Here is an 18963-nt window from a genome sequence, read left to right on the forward strand (position 1 = left end):
ACAATTAGCAATACTTTAAAAAACAGGTCAGCTCAGGGTGCCGTGCACGTTGGTCTGACTTGTTTTTTGCGTTAAAACGCGTATGGTTGCCGCCACTTACAAAGACGATCTGGGAAGTTGTGCATTCGGTGCGACGGCCGCGCAAACGGCAGTCTCGACAAAGAGTACACAGCCAGTCCCACCCCAGGTAATCCCTCAGATAACGACGGCAACCGCTTGCCAGATGCAGCGGTCAGTGGCATAGGAGAGACTTTTGGCCAATTCACTCAACACAATTGATATCCAGGAAATACTGGAACTACTTCCGCACCGATATCCGTTTTTATTGGTTGATCGCGTTACCGATTATCAAATTGGTGAGTCTATTAAAGCGTATAAAAATATCACCATGAATGAGCCGTGCTTTACCGGGCATTTTCCGGGCCGACCCATTTTTCCAGGGGTGCTGATTTTAGAAGCGATGGCGCAGGCAGCCGGTGTGCTAGGCTTTAAGACCATGGGCAAGTCTGACAAATTATACTTATATGCAGGTATCGACTGCGCGCGCTTCAAGCGGCCGGTTGTACCCGGTGATAAGCTGGAATTTGATGTCTGCTTAGTCAAAGAACGCCGGGGGATCTGGAAGTTCAAAGGTACTGCAAGCGTTGATAACGAAAATGTGTGCAGTGCAGAGTTCATGTGTGCAATCAGAGAGATGGTTTAACGTGATTCATTCTACCGCAGTGATCGCCGAAAGCGCCAAAATAGGCAACAACGTAAAGATTGGCCCGTTTTGCTATATCGGCGATAATGTCGAGCTTGGTGACGACTGTATTTTAGAAAGCCACGTGGTTATCAAAGGGCCGACCCGCATTGGCAAAGGTAATCGATTTTTTCAGTTTTGCTCCATCGGCGAAGATTGTCAGGACAAAAAATACGCCGGTGAGCCCACCGAGCTGGAAATTGGCGATAACAATGTGTTTCGCGAAGGCAGCTCTGTGCATCGCGGCACCATTCAGGATAACAGCCTGACCAAGATGGGCTCCGGTAACCTGCTAATGATCAATGCCCATGTGGCGCATGATTGCATTCTAGGCGATAACAATATCCTCGCCAACAATGTCTCGCTGGCTGGCCACGTGACTCTGGGCGATTATGTGATCTTTGGCGGTGGTGCAGCGATTCATCAGTTTGGCAAAGTTGGCGATCACGCTTTTGTGGGTGCCGGCGCTATTGTGCTGCGGGATGTGCCACCTTTTGTAATGGTCAACGGGCAAAAAAATGTGCCGGCCGGAATTAATTCTGAAGGGCTGCGCCGCCGTGGCTTTAGCAGCGACGCCATTATGGCCATCAAACGCGCCTACCGCACCATCTATCGGGCCAATAATACCGTCGATGAAGCCATCGAAAAACTCCAGGACGCTCAGGCCCAACACCCGGAAGTGGCCACCATGGTGCGCTTTTTGGAACAGGCTGAACGCGGCATTATTCGCTAAGCCATGGCCGGGCATCCCTTGCGCATAGGCATTGTGGCAGGCGAGCCGTCAGGTGACGTGCTGGCCGCCGGCATGATTGCTGAACTCAAACGTCGTCATCCCGACGCCATTATTGAAGGCATCGGTGGTGAGCATATGGTTGCTGCCGGCTGCCACTCCTTATTTGATATGGAAACCCTGTCGGTGATGGGCCTGGTGGAAGTGCTGTCCCATCTGCCGGCGATCTTAAAAGTCAAAAATGCCCTGATTACCCACTTTACCCAAAATCCACCCGATATCTTTATCGGGGTGGATGCGCCGGATTTTAATCTACGGGTGGAAACCGCGCTTAAACAACAGGGTATTAAAACCGTGCACTATGTCAGCCCCACCGTATGGGCCTGGCGTGAAAAGCGTATTCACAAAATCGCTCGCGCGGCGGACTGTGTGCTGGGCTTGTTTCCCTTTGAAGCCCAGGTGTATCAAAAATATCAGGTGCCTTATCGGTTTGTCGGCCACACGTTGGCTGATGCAGTGCCGATGAATCCCAACCAGGGGGCCGCGCGCCAGGCGCTAGCGCTGCAGCAGGACGGCCCTGTGCTGGCAGTCTTGCCAGGCAGCCGGGCCGGGGAAATCAAAACCTTATTACCGGTATTTGTCGACACCATCAAAGCAGTCAGCCGTCAGCGAGCAGGGTGCCAATTTGTGATCCCGGCAGCCAACCAGCATCGCTATACGGTGATTGATGAATATCTGCAACAACATGCCGGTGAGGCGTATCAAAGCGGGCAAATCCGCCTGCTGCGCGGCCAGGCCCGCGATGCCATGATTGCATCCGACGCGATTTTGCTGGCCTCCGGCACGGCTACTCTTGAGGCCATGTTGTGTAAACGGCCCATGGTAGCTGCATATAAGATGTCGGGCTTGACCTATCGCATCATGCAAAAATTGTATAAGGCGCCGTTTTTCACACTACCCAATTTGCTGGCCGGACGTCAGCTGATCCCTGAGCTGTTGCAGGAGGACGTCAATCCGCACACCATGAGTAAGCTGCTGGTGTCCTATCTGGACAGCGACAATCAGGCCCTGGTCAACACCTTCTGTGCCTTGCACAGCGAGCTTAAACAAGATGCAGACAAACAGTCTGCCCAAGCTGTACTGGATTTAATTCATGAGTAAGCATATTGCCGGGGTCGACGAAGTCGGCCGTGGGCCGTTGGTGGGTGATGTGGTCACCGCAGCGGTGATTCTGGATCCGGCACGCCCGATTGCCGGCCTGACCGATTCAAAAAAATTGTCAGCAAAAAAACGCGAAAGTTTAGCCGCGCAAATTAAAGAGCAGGCGCTGGCCTGGGCTTTTGGCCGTGCCACGCCGGATGAAATCGATCAGCTGAATATTTTGCATGCCACCATGCTGGCTATGCACCGGGCCGTGGTTAATCTGTCTGTGCAGCCGGATTTTGTGTATGTGGATGGCAACCGCCTGCCGGAATGGCCATACCCCAGCGAAGCCGTGGTTAAGGGCGACGCCCTGCACGCCGAAATCTCCGCCGCATCGATTTTAGCCAAAGTCGAGCGGGACAATGATATGCTTGCGCTGGATAATGAGTTCCCGCAATATGGTTTTGCCGGCCATAAAGGGTATCCCACCAAAGCCCACTTTGCCGCGCTGGCCGAACATGGCGTGCTGGCCTGTCATCGTAAGAGCTTCAAGCCGGTTCAGGCACTTCTGGTTAAATAAACACACAGTTTTCAAAGGTTGTTATGACATCGCCTTTTATTCACCTGCGGGTGCACAGCGATTTTTCGATGATGGACGGGTTGAACAAAATCAACCCTATCTTAGACAAAGTGTCGGCCATGAATATGCCGGCGGTGGCCCTGACCGACCAGATGAACATGTGCGGGCTGGTAAAATTTTATTCCGGCTGCCACGGGCGCGGGATTAAGCCCCTCATCGGCACCGATTTTTGGGTCACCAATGAAGCCTTTGGCGATGAGCCATTTCGCCTGACCCTGCTGGCCATGAACAATACCGGCTACAACAATATCACGGTATTGATTTCCAAAGCTTATCTGCGCGGACATGTGTCACACCGCGCGGCCATTCAACAGGAATGGCTGGCAGAGCACGCCGAAGGCGTGTTGATCCTTTCCGGCGCCCAGCAGGGCGATGTTGGTCTGGCCCTGGCCAAAAACAACCCTAAATTGATCGATGAAACCCTGGACTTTTATACCACGCACTTTGCTGACCGCTTTTATATAGAGCTGATCCGCACCGGGCGCGCCGGGGAAGAAGATTATTTGCACCAGGCGGTGGCACTGGCCGACGAGCGTGGGCTACCGGTGGTGGCCACCAATGAGGTGTGTTTTGTCAGTCAGGAAGGTTTTGATGCCCATGAAATCCGGGTATCTATCCATGATGGCTATACGCTGGACGATGTCCGTCGGCCGAAAAAATACAGTGATCAGCAATATTTGCGCAGTGCCGAAGAAATGGTCGAGCTGTTCAGCGATATTCCTGAGGCGATTGAAAATACCGTCGAGATTGCCAAGCGCTGTAATGTGACAGTGCGCCTGAACGAATACTTTTTGCCGCAGTTTCCTACCGGCGGCATGACCACCGAAGACTTTTTGGTTAAACGCTCGCAGGAAGGGTTGGAAGAACGCCTGGCCTTTATCTTTCCTGATGAAGCCGAGCGCGCAGCCAAACGCCCGCCCTATGACGAACGCTTAGAGATTGAACTAGGCGTGATTAACCAGATGGGCTTTCCAGGTTACTTCCTGATCGTGATGGAGTTTATCCAGTGGAGTAAAGATCATGAAATTCCGGTGGGACCGGGACGGGGTTCGGGTGCCGGGTCATTGGTGGCCTACGCATTAAAAATCACCGACCTCGACCCGCTAGAGTTTGACCTGCTTTTCGAGCGTTTTTTGAACCCCGAGCGGGTATCAATGCCGGATTTTGACGTCGACTTTTGTATGGACCGACGCGATGAGGTTATCGACCACGTCGCGGAGCTGTATGGTCGGCAGGCGGTGTCGCAAATCATCACCTTTGGTACCATGGCCGCCAAGGCGGTAGTACGCGATGTGGGCCGGGTGCTGGGCCACCCGTACGGCTTTGTCGATAGGATCTCGAAACTGATCCCGTCTGATCCGGGGATGACCCTGGAAAAAGCGTTTGATGTGGAGCCGCGCCTGCCGGAGCTATATCACGATGATGAAGAGGTCAAAGATCTCATCGATATGGCGCGCATTCTAGAAGGGGTGACCCGAAATGCTGGTAAGCATGCCGGCGGGGTGGTTATCGCGCCCACCACCATCACCGACTTTGCGCCTTTATACTGTGATGATGAAGGTAATAACCCGGTTACCCAGTTTGATAAAAACGATGTGGAAACCGCCGGCCTGGTCAAATTCGACTTTTTGGGCCTGCGAACGCTGACCATCATTCAGTGGGCTATCGATATGATTGCCGAAAACACTGGCAAAAAAATCGATATCACCGCCATTCCGTTAAAAGACGGCAAAAGCTTCCGCACCTTGCAAAATGCTGAAACCACCGCGGTATTCCAGCTCGAATCCCGCGGTATGAAAGAGCTGATCAAACGCCTTAAACCAGACTGCTTTGAAGATATCATCGCACTGGTGGCCCTGTTCCGTCCCGGACCGCTGCAATCAGGCATGGTAGATAACTTTATCGACCGTAAACATGGTCGCGAAGAAATTTCTTATCCGGATGCCAGTTATCAACACGATTGCTTAAAGCCTATCCTGGAGCCCACCTACGGCATCATCCTGTATCAGGAACAGGTCATGCAGATCGCCCAGGAAATGGCCGGTTATTCGCTAGGTGGCGCCGATCTATTGCGCCGGGCTATGGGTAAAAAGAAACCCGAAGAGATGGCCAAACAGCGTGAGGTGTTTGCCCAGGGGTCGAAAGAAAATAATATCGACCCGGATCTGGCTATGAAAATCTTCGACCTGGTAGAAAAATTCGCAGGTTACGGATTTAACAAATCGCACTCGGCAGCCTACGCGCTGGTGTCGTACCAGACACTGTGGCTCAAGGTACATTATCCGGCGGAATTTATGGCTGCGGTCATGTCGGCGGATATGGACAACACCGACAAAATTGTAACGCTGGTGGATGAATGCCAGCGCATGGGCCTGGAAATTTTACCGCCTGATTTAAATGCTGGCCGGCATAAATTTACCGTCGACCAAAAGGGTCGTATTGTGTACGGCATTGGTGCGATAAAAGGGGTGGGTGAAGGACCGATTGAAGCCATCATCGAAGCCCGGGAAAATCGCGGTAAGTTTACAGATCTGTTTGATTTTTGTGCTAAGGTGGACATCAAGCGGGTCAATAAGCGGGTACTGGAAAAGCTGGTACTGGCCGGGGCTATGGATACATTAGGCCCCGATCGTGCGTCGATCATGGCCACTTTGCCCGAGGCGATAAAAGCCGCTGACCAGCACGCCAAAGCTGAATCCTTTGGCCAGTCCGACATGTTTGGGCTGCTGACCACCGAGCCGGAAGAAGTGGAGCAGGCGTTTGCTGATGTGCCGCCGTGGCCGGAAAAAGTCTGGCTGGAAGGCGAAAAAGACACCCTAGGTTTGTATCTGACCGGCCACCCAATCAATCAGTATGCCAAGGAAATTCGGCATTATACCGACGGCCGCCTGGTGGATTTGCGGCCTACTGGCAAAGACCATCTGGCCAGTGCGGTGGGGCTGGTGCTCAGTGTGCGGGTGCTGTCCAATAAACGGGGTAAACGCTGGGCCATTGTGACACTGGATGATAAAAGTGCCAGAATGGATGTACGCTTTTTCCCGGATATGTTCGAACAGTATGAAAGTATCCTTGAAACAGACCGAATTTTGCTGATAAAAGGACAGGTCAGCTTTGATGATTTCTCCGGGGGCAATACAATCACCGCCCGGGATGCTATGGACATTGTGCAGGCGCGAGAACGAAATGCGCGCGCACTTTCACTGCAGATCGAAGCACAGCAGTGGCAAACAGACAAGCTCACCGCGTTGCAGCAAATTTTGCAGCAATTCAACGGCGGCAGTTGCCCGGTTGAATTGCATGTTGTACACCAGGACGCAGAGGCAACACTCAGCTGTGGCGCCCAATGGTATGTCACACCGGAAGACCAGTTGCTGCATGAGCTCAAGCAGTGCCTGGGGGAACAGGCTGTTACCTTGAGTTACCATTAGCCTGACCGGGGTGAAAGGCAGTAATAATAGGACACACAATGAATATACAGTTTTTGGAATTTGAACAACCGATAGCTGACTTAGAAGCAAAAATTGAAGAGCTGCGGTTGGTCAATCAAAGCGGCGAATTCGACGTTGGTATTGAAGAAGAGATCACCCGCCTGCAGGGCAAAAGTGCCGAGCTGACGAAAAAGATTTTTTCTGATCTGGGCGCCTGGCAGATTTCCCAGCTGGCCCGGCACCCGATGCGCCCGTATACTCAAGATTATGTGGGCCGGATATTCACCGAATTCGATGAACTTTGCGGCGATCGTGCATTTGCCGATGACAAAGCCATTATTGGCGGCCCTGCTATGCTAGATGATCAGCCTATCATGCTGATTGGCCATCAAAAAGGCCGCGACACCCACGAAAAGGTCAAACGTAACTTCGGCATGCCAAAGCCCGAAGGATATCGCAAAGCATTGCGTCTGATGAAAATGGCCGAGCGCTTTAATCTGCCCATCGTGACCCTGATTGACACACCGGGAGCGTATCCGGGCGTTGGCGCGGAAGAGCGCGGTCAAAGCGAAGCGATTGCGCGCAATCTGCTGGAAATGTCAGAACTCCGTGTGCCAATCGTATGTACCGTGATTGGCGAAGGTGGCTCTGGCGGGGCACTGGCCATCGGGGTCGGCGATCGCGTCAACATGCTGCAATACTCGACCTATTCGGTGATCTCGCCGGAAGGGTGTGCATCCATCCTATGGAAAAGTGCTGATAAAGCGCCCCAGGCAGCCGAGGCCATGGGCGTAAGCGCTCGTCAGATCAAAGAGTTGGGCCTGATCAATTCTATTGTAGATGAGCCGCTAGGTGGAGCCCACCGTGATTATGACGGCATGGCAGCGAATCTCAAAGCCACGCTTAAGCAACAGCTTAGCCAGTTGCAAAGCCTGGATACCGAAACCCTGATGCAGGAACGCTACGAGCGGCTGATGTCGTTTGGTTACTGCTAAGCCATACTTCAGGTTAGCGCGTGGACAGTGAACACCAGGCGCTGCTTCGCCACATCCAATCCTCGCTGCGCCATCATCTGGCGCAGTGCAAGCCTGCCCCCCGTCAGCTGATCGTCGGCTTTAGCGGGGGCGTAGACTCTACCGTTTTACTGCATGCGCTGGCCCAGGCTGAATCACTGCCGCCGGTGCACGCTGTGCATATTCATCATGGCCTGCAAACCGCGGCCGATGACTGGCAACAACATTGTGCGCAGGTGTGTGCTCAGTTAGATATTCCCTTTTCAGCGCATGCAGTCACTGTTACGCGCTCCTCCCGTACCAGCCTTGAAGCCAATGCCCGGGACGCCCGGTATGCCCGGTTATTTAGCCTGTGCCACCAACAACAGGCTGCTCTGGTCCTGGGCCAGCACCAGGATGACCAGTTAGAAACCTTTTTACTTCAAGCCAAGCGGGGCAGCGGACCAGCCGGCCTGGCTGGGATGGCACCGGTCCAGTGGCGGCAACAGGTTGCTACCTTGCGCCCCTTGCTGGATGTGAGTCGTAGTGAGATTGAGGGCCTGGCCAACGCAGCCGGGCTAGCCTGGATTGAAGATGGCTCAAACCAGGATGAGCGTCATGAGCGTAATTTTTTACGCCATCGCGTTGTGCCGCTGTTAAAACAGCGCTGGCCGGCGGTGGCCAAAACGGTGTCGCGCAGTGCCCGGTTGTGTGCCGAGCAACAGGCTCTGTTGGAGGAGACCTCTGCCGAACATTTGGCTGCTGTCAGCTCTGGCAATATTCTGGCTATTGGTAAATTAGTTACCTTATCCGCCGCCTGGCAACGTCAGGTGCTGCGTAGCTGGATCCAACAATGCGGGGGCCGGCCACCCAGTGCGCAGCGGCTGGCAGAAATTGAGCGCATGCTGCATGCCCGTTCCGATAGCCAGCCTCAGGTTACGCTTGATAAGGCCAGCATTCGCCGGGCATTTAACCATCTTTATTGGGTGGTGGATAAACCGCTACCGCCGGATACGCCGCAGGCTGTTGCAGCGCATAATACGCTGACGGAGCCCTGGCTCATTCGGGCATTTACCGTCAATCAGACGGTTCAGATCCAAAGCAATATGCCGGCTGTAACCTTGCGGCTGCAACGCCAGGGGGTGTCAAAAAAATTGAAAGACTGGATGCGGCAATGGCAGGTGCCGGCCTGGCAGCGAGCCCACTGCCCGGTGGTATTTATCGACGATCAGCCGGTGGCCGTAATTTTAGCCGATGAGGTCAAATATTGCTGGGACGCGCCAGTATCACTAAAAGTTACTCTGGTGTAATCGCCAGCGGCAATGCGCTGCCGGTAGGTCAGGCAGCACGGTACGCATTTTTGCCGGTAAGTTTAACATCGTATAACGCCCCATCGGCGCGATCAAACAGGCTGTTGATATCATCGCCGGCACGGTAGGTGGCACCGCCAATGCTACAGGAGACATTACGCCGCTGCAGTAAGCCATCCTGGCCAATCTGTTGTTGGATGCGCCCGGCCACCATGTCGATGCACTGGTCAGAGACACAATCCAGCAAGCAGCAAAATTCATCGCCACCAAAGCGAAATGCCTCATCTTCACCGCGCAGCGAACTGGCTAACAAACCGGCCACTTTTTCTAATACGACGTCGCCTTCCTGATGCCCCTGGGTGTCGTTAACCTGCTTAAAATTATCCAAATCGATAACCAGCAGGGAAAAGGCTTCACCATAGCGAATGGCGCGGCTGATCAGGCGGGTGCTGGCTTCGTTAAAACCAGTACGGTTTCCCAGGCCGGTCAGGGTATCTTTGGTCGCCAGCTGTTTTAGCTGGGTAAACGCCAGTGCCTGCTTAAGTTGCTGGGCGAACAGTGCATGCAACTGGTCGAGCAAATTCACCTCGCCAAGGCCTAAAGATCGTGTAAAGTAATATAAAACAGGATGATCCGGCACCAGTGAACCACTGCTGCCTAGCTGGCGGTCGAGACGTAGTCCCTGAGGATTCAGCGCCACCTGTTCGCCATACAACATGCGTGGGTCGATGCTGGACAGATTTATCGCCTGCAGCGGTAGATAATAGCCTAGCTGCCGGTGGTAGAGGGAACACAGTTTTGGCAGCTCCATGGTCGACAACAAGCGGCTGACAAACACCTGCAACTGTGACGCGCTTAACTCGGTGGTAGGCGTGCTATAGCTAAAGGACGGCGTTGGAGCCGGGCTGTGTAGGGCAGAATGTATAAGATCCATAGTCGGTGCCTTTGTACCTGGGCCATCTGATGGCAATGTTGTCCGCAAAGGCGCTGTCAAAAAATTGCCGTTTTGCGCGCATATGCTGTTTTTATGATTAAAAAAGCAAATTGCATGCCCATAGCAAAAAAGTTGCAACTAAAGTCGAACTCATTGAATAGGCGTAGACGGCCAGGCAACTAAAAGCGATGGATATAAGTAAACGCGGTAACAAACAAAGGGTGGCGCAGTGCAAGACAGTGGTTTAGCCCAAATTGTGATCCTGATGTCATTGGCTGTCGCCCTGCTGGCGATATTCCGGCGGTTGCGGCTACCAGCGATTCTGGCCTATCTGGTGGCGGGGGTGGTGGCCGGCCCTGACGTGACCGCGCTATTCACCAACCCGGAAGAAATGCACCTGCTGGCCGAAATCGGTATCGTGTTTTTACTGTTTTCCCTTGGACTGGAATTTTCCTTACCCCGCCTGCTGGCGATGCGAAGTTTGGTATTTGGGGTAGGCCTGGGCCAGATGGTGATCACCACGGCTGTCTTTTGTGGTGCGGCGCTGTTGTTCGAGGTGCCGCTGGCAGCGGCCATCATTATCGGTGGCATGCTGGCGTTAAGCTCCACTGCCATCGTCATCAAACAAATCACCGAGCTGGGGATCGTCAATCAGCAGCGCAGTCAGCTGGCCATCAGTATCTTATTATTTCAGGATCTGGCGGTGGTCCCGTTTTTAATTGCCGTGCCGTTATTAGGCGGTGACCAGCAAACCGCCCTGACCACCGCCCTGGGGCTGGCACTGGTTAAAGGTGTGGTGGTAGTGGTGTTTTTACTGTCGGTGGGTAAATGGGCGCTGCCGTGGCTGTTTCGCGAGGTGGCACGCACCCGCACCGATGAGCTGTTCGTGCTGACCACAATACTGGTGGCGTTACTGGCTGCTGGCTTAACCTATATCTTTGGCTTATCCATGGCGCTGGGTGCATTTTTGGCCGGCATGATGCTGGGTGAAAGCCAATACAAATATCAACTGGAAGCCGATATCCGGCCCTTTCGCGACATTCTGATGGGGCTGTTTTTTATCACCGTAGGCATGCAGCTGGATATAGGTGTAACCCTGGGGGCCTTACCGTTGGTCATCGGTGGGGTGGTGGCCATCATGCTATGCAAAATTATCCTGGTGCGGGCGGCAGCCTTGCTGGCGCGCTGCGAGCCACAGGAAGCCTGGTCGGCCGGAATTAAACTCTGTCAGATTGGCGAGTTTAGTTTTGTTATCGCTGCACTGGCCGCCAAGTACGGTGTGATAACCCAAACCCAGTCTACCCTGCTGGTCAGCATGGGGGTGCTGAGCATGGCCTGCACCCCTTATCTGGTCACTCATAGCCTGCACTTTGCCCGCCGCCTGGCGCCCGCTGCCCATCATGCTACTTTGACGGATCTGCCTGCCGGTGCGGTGTCGCCGCAGGCCGGGCATGTCATTATTGCCGGGTTTGGCCGGGTCGGCCAGTCTGTGGCACGGCTGTTAAAGATGGAAGGCGTCGAATTTGTGGTGATTGATGCTGATCCGGTGCGGGTGCAGGAAAGCCGCAATGCTGGTGAACCGGTGATTTTTGGTGACAGTGCTAACAAAGATATTCTGGCATCAGCCGGAGCGGCTACCGCCAAGCTGTTACTGGTCAGTTTTGACCGGCCCGATGTGGCCACCGGCGTGATCCACGCTGCCCGACAAATTCAGCCAGAGATCCAGGTGATGGTGCGCACCAACCGGGATTATCAGCTGGAAAGTCTGTACGCCGCCGGAGCCACCCAGGTGGTGCCTGAAGTGCAGGAGGGCAACCTCATGTTGATTTCGCAGGTGCTCCATTATGCTGGGGTGCCCATGTCGCGGATCCTCAAGCGAGTGCGGGCCGAGCGTAAAGGGCGCTATGACCATCTGCACGGGTTTTATCCGGGCGAAACCACCCAAATCAGTTATGGCACCGAAGACAAACTGGAATTTATTCATGCAGTGGCATTGCCCGGGCACGCTGCCTGTGTAGGCCAGACGTTATCGGAACTGGCCCTGGACAGTATGCGGGTGTCCATACGCGGGCTGCGCCGGGATGGGCGGGAAATCAGTGCACCCCAGCCGGATACCTGCCTGCACGCCGGGGATGTATTGATCATTGCCGGTAAACCGCGTCGGGTGGAGCGGGCTGAACGTTATTTGCTAGAAGGAGCCTAATGATCAGGCAACTTTGTCGTTATCCAGATCTTTGAATTTCTTTTTTAGCTCATAACTTTCATCAGTCACAATTGCTTCCAGCGTGGCCACACGCTCTTTGAGCTCATCAATCTGACGCTGGTAGGCGGCAAGTTGCCCATCATCGACGCGTTTACTGTCCGGACGTTTTTTCATTACCAATTCAACCAGTTTAACAATTGACATCGCCACGATAAAAACAATAAACACAGCAGTAACATTCATGCGGTTGCTCCTTTCAGGTCATCTTTTTAGTGTAATGGGAAATGCTCGGTTTTGCTGATTTTTTGGTTTACACTATTCAGCGTCATCACCGACAATATCTAACTGAATGCAATCCCGCAGCCAGTTATTAACTAACTATAAATCAAGCAGTTGACAATCATTGTTAGTGCTTTCCGATTTTTTTATGAACGATCACACCACAAATTCGCCAGATTCGCCAAGCCTTAATACCCAGCAGCAATGGGACGAATACTGGATGCGGCAGGCGTTAGCCCAAGCCGATAAGGCGCGCGAAATCGGTGAGGTACCGGTGGGCGCAGTCATTGTGAAAGACAATCAACTTATCGCAGAAGGGTTTAATTCACCTATCCGAGACCATGATCCCAGCGCCCACGCGGAGCTCCAGGCAATTCGCCAGGCAGCGCGGGCAGTGGCTAATTATCGGATTATCGATGCGACCTTGTACGTGACCTTAGAGCCATGCCCTATGTGTGCCGGTGCCATAGTGCATGCGAGGTTGGGCAGGGTGGTATTTGGGGCGTATGATCTTAAAACCGGCGCGGCCGGTTCAGCCATGCAACTGTTGGATCATGCGGCGCTAAATCATCAGCCAGCGCTGACCGGGGGCGTGCTGCAAGCCGACTGTGCCCGCTGTATATCCGATTTTTTTGCCGCCCGCCGGGCGCAGAAAAAGGCTGCTAAAGCCGCAGGCCGGGCTACAGATTAGAGACCGGTTTGAGGGTGGAAATCAGGTCGCTGGTAACAAACAAACGACGGCGCTGTAGCATTTTTTGGTGAGACCGTTTGAACATCAGACGGCGGCGATTATTGTTTCTCAAAGTGCTTCTGTTTCTCATAAAGTGATTTCTTTTCATTCACTCTCCTGATTTTATTGTGTATTTCAACAGGTTCGTGAACCAATGCAGGGTTCAGCTTTTTATTGCGTTACCTGATTAATATTAAGGCTGAATGACAATTTTTCAAGGTGTTCCGGCCTGTGCTGTGGTTAAAAACCGGGTGTGCTCATCCAGATAGATGAGGGTGTCATAATACCGCCGGATATTTTCCACATACTGGCGGGCCTCATGGCCCCGGGCGAAGCCGTAGCGGGTGGTTTTGTAATAACGCTTTTGTTCAAGCTGCGGCAAGCGGCGCTTCACATCCACCCAAAGATCAGGATCGGCACCTTGTTGCTTGGTTAATACGCGCGCATCCTCCAGGTGGCCCATGCCGATATTGTAAGCCGCCAGCGCCATCCACAACCGATCCGGATGCGCCACCCGGGCCGGAATCCGGCCCAGCAACTTTTCAAAATAACGAGCCCCGCCCTCAATGCTGCTGCGTGGATCCTCGCGCGAGCTAATATTAAGCTCGCGGGCTGTGGCCTGGGTCAGCATCATCAACCCTCGCACCCCGGTGTAGGAGGTGGCGTCGGGATCCCAGTGGCTTTCCTGGTAACTCATGGCAGCCAGCAAGCGCCAGTCAATGTCCCCGGCAAATTGGCGAAACCAGGGGGCGTAATCCGGCAGGGAGGTTTTGGCAGCCTGAATGAATGCCCGGGTGTCCACATAATTAAAATCCCGAACATGGCCAAAATATTTATCTTCCAGTGACTTAAACACGCCGGATTGTTGAATATGGCCAAAATACTCAATCACTGCTGCGCGCAGCGAGTCATCGTCATCCTGATTGAGCATCCAGGCAATGGGTACCAGTTGCTCCACTGTAAATCCGATGCTCAATTGCGGATGGCGGCGTCGTTGCATGGACAAAGTGTTGGTGTCCACCAGGGTGTAGGGCAGACGGCCTTGTGCTACATCCTCTAATAGCTCCCAGGTATCTTTGTTGTCGGTGGCACGCCACTGCAGATTAGGGTGGCTGTCTTTGAGCTGCTTGAGCAGTTGTTCGTTGCTGCTGCCTTTGACCACTACCAGCGGCTGGTCTAAATCTTCCAATTTGCGCGGTCGCACCTGACCTTGTAAAAACACCAGCTTATGGCTGACCTGCTGATACACCGGCCCCAACTTGTATTGCTCACTGATGGCCTGGGGCACTGCATCACCGGCAGCGGCCACATCAATGCGCCCGGCAGCCAGCTCTTTCATCAACGCATGATAGGAATAGAACGGGTAAATTTGGGCCTCCACGCCCAGATAACCGGCAAATCCTTGCGCCAGCTCATACTCAAAGCCCAGCGGTGCCGCACTACCATGATAAAATGTGGTACGGCCGTACATGGTGCCAATTTTAAGCACACCATCCTGGGTCACGGTTTCCAGTGAGGTGGCAGGGCGCTGTGGCTGGCAGCCACTTAGCAGTAAGCCCATCACCACAGCGATTAGCCAGTGCCAACAACAACTATGAGCACGAAATTGCATATTTTGAGTCAAATAAATCCTGTTGAAAATTAACCAGCAAGGTTATCAAGCGAGCAGATTTCATCTATAATCCGCGCCGAAATCCCGTCAATCTAAAGATAGCCGCTGTTCATTGGCAATGCTATCTATAAACAATCAGGTAAAGCGATATGTTGGTCCTTCGAGGCGCTCCCGCACTGTCTGAATTTAGACAAGCTAAACTTATTGAAAGGCTGGGTCAATCCGGCATCAAGATTAACCACATCGACGCACATTATGTTCACTTAGTGGACACTGTCGAAACCCTCACCGACGCCGAGCAGGCCATTTTAGATAAGCTGCTCACCTACGGACCCAAACACGCAACCTCTTCTTTTACCGGCACCGTCTTTTTTATCACTCCCCGCCCTGGCACGCTTTCTCCCTGGTCTTCAAAAGCAACCGATATCGCACACAATTGCGGTCTGACCGCAATCCGTCGCATTGAGCGTGGCTGTGCTTACTATGTATCGGCTGACCAGCCATTAACTGAAGAGCAGCATGACCAGGTGAAGGCGCAACTGCACGATCGAATGACCGAAACAGTGTTTAACCGTCCGGAAGACGCCAGTGTTTTGTTTGCCCAGGCAGACAGTGCCACCTTTACCTCGGTAGATATTCTGGGCCAGGGTAAGGCTGCGCTGCAGCAAGCCAATGCCTCATTAGGGCTGGCCCTGGCCGATGACGAGATTGACTACCTGTTTGACAGTTTCACCACCCTGGGCCGCAACCCTAATGATGTAGAATTGTACATGTTCGCGCAGGCCAACTCAGAGCATTGCCGACACAAAATTTTCAACGCTGACTGGACCATTGATGGGCAGACCCAGTCTAAATCACTGTTTAAAATGATCAAGAACACCTTTGAACAGTGCCCTGAGTATGTTCACTCGGCTTACAAAGATAACGCCGCGGTGATGACCGGCTGGCCAGCCGGGCGTTTTTTCCCAGATCCACAGTCGCATCAATACGAATATCATCACGAAGATATCGCGATCCTGATGAAGGTGGAAACTCACAACCACCCCACCGCTATTTCACCGTTTCCGGGGGCTGCTACCGGCTCAGGCGGCGAGATACGTGATGAAGGCGCCACCGGGCGGGGCTCTAAGCCCAAAGCCGGACTGGTGGGTTTTAGCGTCTCCAACCTGAACCTGCCAGATGCCGCACAGCCATGGGAAACGGCGTATGGCAAACCCGGGCGGATTGTCTCGGCGTTGGATATTATGCTCGACGGACCGCTGGGCGGCGCAGCATTTAATAACGAATTTGGCCGGCCGAATCTGCTAGGCTATTTTCGTACTTATGAACAACAGGTTACCAGCTTCAACGGCGAAGAAGTGCGTGGCTATCACAAACCCATCATGCTGGCCGGTGGTTTGGGCAATATCCGCCATGAGCATATCGAAAAGGGCGAAATCACGGTGGGTGCCAAGTTAATTGTACTGGGTGGCCCGGCCATGAATATCGGCTTGGGCGGCGGTGCAGCCTCGTCCATGGCCTCTGGCCAGTCTAATGAAGATCTGGATTTTGCCTCCGTGCAACGGGATAACCCGGAAATGGAACGCCGCTGTCAGGAAGTCATTGATGCCTGCTGGCAGTTAGGCGATGCCAACCCAATCCAGTTTATCCACGACGTGGGTGCCGGCGGGTTGTCCAATGCGTTACCCGAACTGGTCAATGATGGCGGCCGCGGTGGGCGTTTTGATTTGCGCAAAGTGCTTACCGATGAAGACGGCATGACTCCGCTGGAAATCTGGTGCAATGAATCACAGGAACGCTATGTGATGTCGGTGGCACCCGAGGATCTGCCGCGCTTTGCGGCGATCTGTGAGCGTGAGCGCGCGCCCTATGCGGTGGTGGGTGAAGCCACGGCCGACGCCCAATTGGTGTTGGACGACCCGCAATTTGATAATCAGCCCATCGATATGCCACTGGATGTGCTGTTGGGCAAGCCGCCCAAGATGCATCGCGATGTCAAATCAGCCACGGTACAGGGTAGCGCACTAAAGCGGGACAACATTACGCTGAGCGATGCAGCTAGCCGCGTGCTGCAATTACCCGCGGTGGCCGAAAAAACCTTTTTGATCACCATTGGCGATCGCTCGGTGACCGGCCTGGTGCATCGCGATCAGATGGTGGGTCCGTGGCAGGTACCGGTGGCCGATGTGGCAGTCACCGCCACCGCCTTTGATACTTATCATGGTGAAGCTATGGCCATGGGCGAACGCACCCCAACCGCGCTGCTATCCCATGCTGCCTCAGCACGAATGGCGGTGGGTGAAGCACTGACCAACATTGCCGCGGCAAATATTGGTGACCTGAAGCGTATTAAGCTGTCAGCCAACTGGATGAGTGCGGCCGGCCACCCTGGCGAAGATGCCGGCCTGTATGAAGCGGTCAAGGCAGTGGGCGAAGAACTGTGCCCGGCACTGGGCCTGACCATTCCGGTGGGCAAAGACTCAATGTCAATGAAAACCGCCTGGCAGGATGAGAACGGCGATGACAAAGCAGTGACTGCGCCCTTGTCATTGGTGATTTCAGCCTTTGGTGCGGTAAAAGATATCCGCAAAACCCTGACCCCACAGTTACAGCGCGATCAGGGTGACACCCGCCTGCTGCTACTGGATTTAGGCGCCGGCAAAAACCGCCTGGGCGGCACGGCGTTGGCCCAGGTGTATCAGCAGTTGGGTGATGTTCCGGCCGATGTGGATAATGCTGAACATCTGGCTGGCTTTTTCACTGCCATTCAGGCGCTGGTGGAACAGCAGTTACTACTGGCTTATCACGATCGCTCGGATGGTGGCCTGTTTAGTACTATCACCGAGATGGCCTTTGCCGGCAAAACCGGTGTGACCGTGGACCTGACCAGTTTGGGAACTGATGTTCTGGCTGCGTTGTTCAGCGAGGAATTAGGTGCAGTTGTTCAGTATCGTGCCCAGGATGCAGAAGCTGTAAAGCAGGTCCTGAACGAGCACGGCGTGGCCGGGCTGAGCCATGACATCGGCACCCTTACCGATGATGATCAGATCAGCTTTACCCGCGATGGTCAGCCTGTGCTTAGTGAAAGCCGCGTCAACTGGCGCAGCCTGTGGGCGCAGACCACGCGCCATATGCAACGCCTACGTGATAACCCAGAGTGTGCCGAGCAGGAATTTGAAGCCAAGCAGGATGCAGCCGATCCGGGCTTGCATGCCAAGCTGACCTTCTCGACTCAGGACGATGTGGCCGCCCCCATGATTGCCACAGGGGCTCGCCCTAAGGTGGCAATCTTGCGTGAACAGGGGGTGAATTCTCACCATGAAATGGCCGCTGCCTTCACCCGTGCCGGATTTGCCGCCATAGATGTACACATGAGCGACATTCTGGCTGGCCGGATAGAGTTGGAACAGTTTAGCGGACTGGCCGCCTGTGGCGGCTTCTCCTACGGTGATGTGCTGGGTGCCGGTGAAGGCTGGGCCAAGTCAATTCTCTTTAACGAGCGCGCAAAAAATCAGTTTGCCAGCTTCTTTGCGCGTCCGGATACCTTCAGCCTGGGCGTGTGTAATGGTTGCCAGATGCTGTCGAATCTTAAATCGCTGATTCCGGGCACCGAGCACTGGCCACACTTTGTGACCAACCAGTCCGAGCGTTTTGAAGCGCGGGTGGCGATGGTCGAGGTGACCGATTCGCCGTCGGTGTTGCTCAAAGGCATGCAAGGCTCTCGGATGCCCATCGCGGTATCTCATGGGGAAGGGCGTGCTGAGTTTGCTTCCGAACAGGCGTTGCAGCAAGCGGTGGCCGGCCAGCAGGTAGCCTTACGCTATGTGGACAATTACGGCAACCCCACCACTAACTATCCGGCCAACCCAAATGGGTCGGTGCAGGGGATTACCGGGCTGACCTCCAGCGACGGTCGCAGCACCATCTTGATGCCACACCCAGAGCGGGTGTTTCGAACCGTGGCCAATTCCTGGTACCCGGCAGACTGGCAGGAAGATGGCGCGTGGATGCGAATGTTTAGAAATGCCCGCGTATTTGTAGGCTAAATAATTGACAAGGTGCTCTTTTTTGCAGCAGCACCTTGTCATTTTTTAACCAGTCGTTTACAGTTGGCAAGCCAGGATGGCAAAACGCAAAAGGGATCATTTTTCTGCACGATTAATTACGGCAACAATAAGAGACGACTATGAATCGTTCATCACGAGGGTTTGGCTTAACAG

At 53.9% G+C, this 18963-nt stretch carries 13 protein-coding genes; 10 read left to right on the plus strand and 3 right to left on the minus strand.

Annotation, left to right across the window (positions count from 1 at the left end; genetic code table 11):
* The first annotated feature begins 253 nt into the window (after positions 1-253).
* From fabZ to tilS, 7 genes are read left to right on the plus strand one after another with little or no spacing between them, the layout of a single operon-like run.
* Positions 254-703 carry a 3-hydroxyacyl-ACP dehydratase FabZ gene (fabZ, locus tag ACTUJZ_RS07385; protein WP_463635653.1) on the plus strand — a complete coding sequence of 150 codons (450 nt, stop codon included), beginning with the start codon at positions 254-256 and terminating at the stop codon, positions 701-703.
* 1 nt (position 704) lies between these two features.
* A complete protein-coding gene (lpxA, locus tag ACTUJZ_RS07390) occupies positions 705-1475 on the plus strand; it encodes an acyl-ACP--UDP-N-acetylglucosamine O-acyltransferase (RefSeq protein ID WP_463635654.1) in 771 nt (256 codons plus the stop codon).
* Positions 1476-1478: 3 nt separating this feature from the next.
* Positions 1479-2633 (plus strand): lipid-A-disaccharide synthase, encoded by a 1155-nt coding sequence (gene lpxB / locus ACTUJZ_RS07395; protein ID WP_463635655.1) that lies wholly within the window; start codon positions 1479-1481, stop codon positions 2631-2633.
* A complete protein-coding gene (gene rnhB, locus ACTUJZ_RS07400) occupies positions 2626-3195 on the plus strand; it encodes a ribonuclease HII (protein WP_463635656.1) in 570 nt (189 codons plus the stop codon). The genes lpxB and rnhB overlap by 8 nt, the downstream gene beginning before the upstream one ends.
* A gap of 23 nt (positions 3196-3218) precedes the next feature.
* Complete coding sequence (gene dnaE / locus ACTUJZ_RS07405; RefSeq protein WP_463635657.1) at positions 3219-6683, plus strand: DNA polymerase III subunit alpha; 3465 nt, start codon at positions 3219-3221, stop codon at positions 6681-6683.
* Between the two features lie 38 nt (positions 6684-6721).
* Positions 6722-7678, plus strand: a complete 957-nt coding sequence (accA, locus tag ACTUJZ_RS07410) for an acetyl-CoA carboxylase carboxyl transferase subunit alpha (RefSeq protein ID WP_463635658.1) — start codon at positions 6722-6724, stop codon at positions 7676-7678.
* Positions 7679-7698: 20 nt separating this feature from the next.
* On the plus strand, positions 7699-8985 hold the full coding sequence (tilS, locus tag ACTUJZ_RS07415) for a tRNA lysidine(34) synthetase TilS (RefSeq protein WP_463635659.1): 1287 nt from the start codon (positions 7699-7701) through the stop codon (positions 8983-8985).
* Between the two features lie 28 nt (positions 8986-9013).
* Here the strand turns inward: tilS and ACTUJZ_RS07420 are convergent, their stop codons facing one another.
* A complete protein-coding gene (locus ACTUJZ_RS07420) occupies positions 9014-9919 on the minus strand; it encodes a GGDEF domain-containing protein (RefSeq protein WP_463635660.1) in 906 nt (301 codons plus the stop codon).
* Positions 9920-10184: 265 nt separating this feature from the next.
* On the opposite strand from ACTUJZ_RS07420, the gene ACTUJZ_RS07425 reads away from it, so the two are divergent.
* On the plus strand, positions 10185-12122 hold the full coding sequence (locus ACTUJZ_RS07425) for a cation:proton antiporter domain-containing protein (RefSeq protein WP_463635938.1): 1938 nt from the start codon (positions 10185-10187) through the stop codon (positions 12120-12122).
* 3 nt (positions 12123-12125) lie between these two features.
* Here the strand turns inward: ACTUJZ_RS07425 and ACTUJZ_RS07430 are convergent, their stop codons facing one another.
* Positions 12126-12365 carry a hypothetical protein gene (locus tag ACTUJZ_RS07430; protein WP_463635661.1) on the minus strand — a complete coding sequence of 80 codons (240 nt, stop codon included), beginning with the start codon at positions 12363-12365 and terminating at the stop codon, positions 12126-12128.
* 184 nt (positions 12366-12549) lie between these two features.
* Between ACTUJZ_RS07430 and tadA the strand changes: the two genes are divergently transcribed.
* Complete coding sequence (gene tadA, locus ACTUJZ_RS07435; protein WP_463635662.1) at positions 12550-13092, plus strand: tRNA adenosine(34) deaminase TadA; 543 nt, start codon at positions 12550-12552, stop codon at positions 13090-13092.
* Between the two features lie 253 nt (positions 13093-13345).
* On the opposite strand, the gene mltF is transcribed toward tadA, so the two are convergent.
* The gene (gene mltF / locus ACTUJZ_RS07440) at positions 13346-14743 is read right to left on the minus strand and encodes a membrane-bound lytic murein transglycosylase MltF (protein ID WP_463635663.1); all 1398 of its coding nucleotides are present in this window, start codon (positions 14741-14743) and stop codon (positions 13346-13348) included.
* 149 nt (positions 14744-14892) lie between these two features.
* Here mltF and purL point away from each other — a divergent pair, with 149 nt between their 5' ends.
* Positions 14893-18789, plus strand: coding sequence for a phosphoribosylformylglycinamidine synthase (purL, locus tag ACTUJZ_RS07445; protein WP_463635664.1), 3897 nt, complete (start codon positions 14893-14895; stop codon positions 18787-18789).
* Positions 18790-18963: the final 174 nt, after the last annotated feature.

It is taken from the genome of Alteromonas sp. WD8-37 (assembly GCF_055326825.1).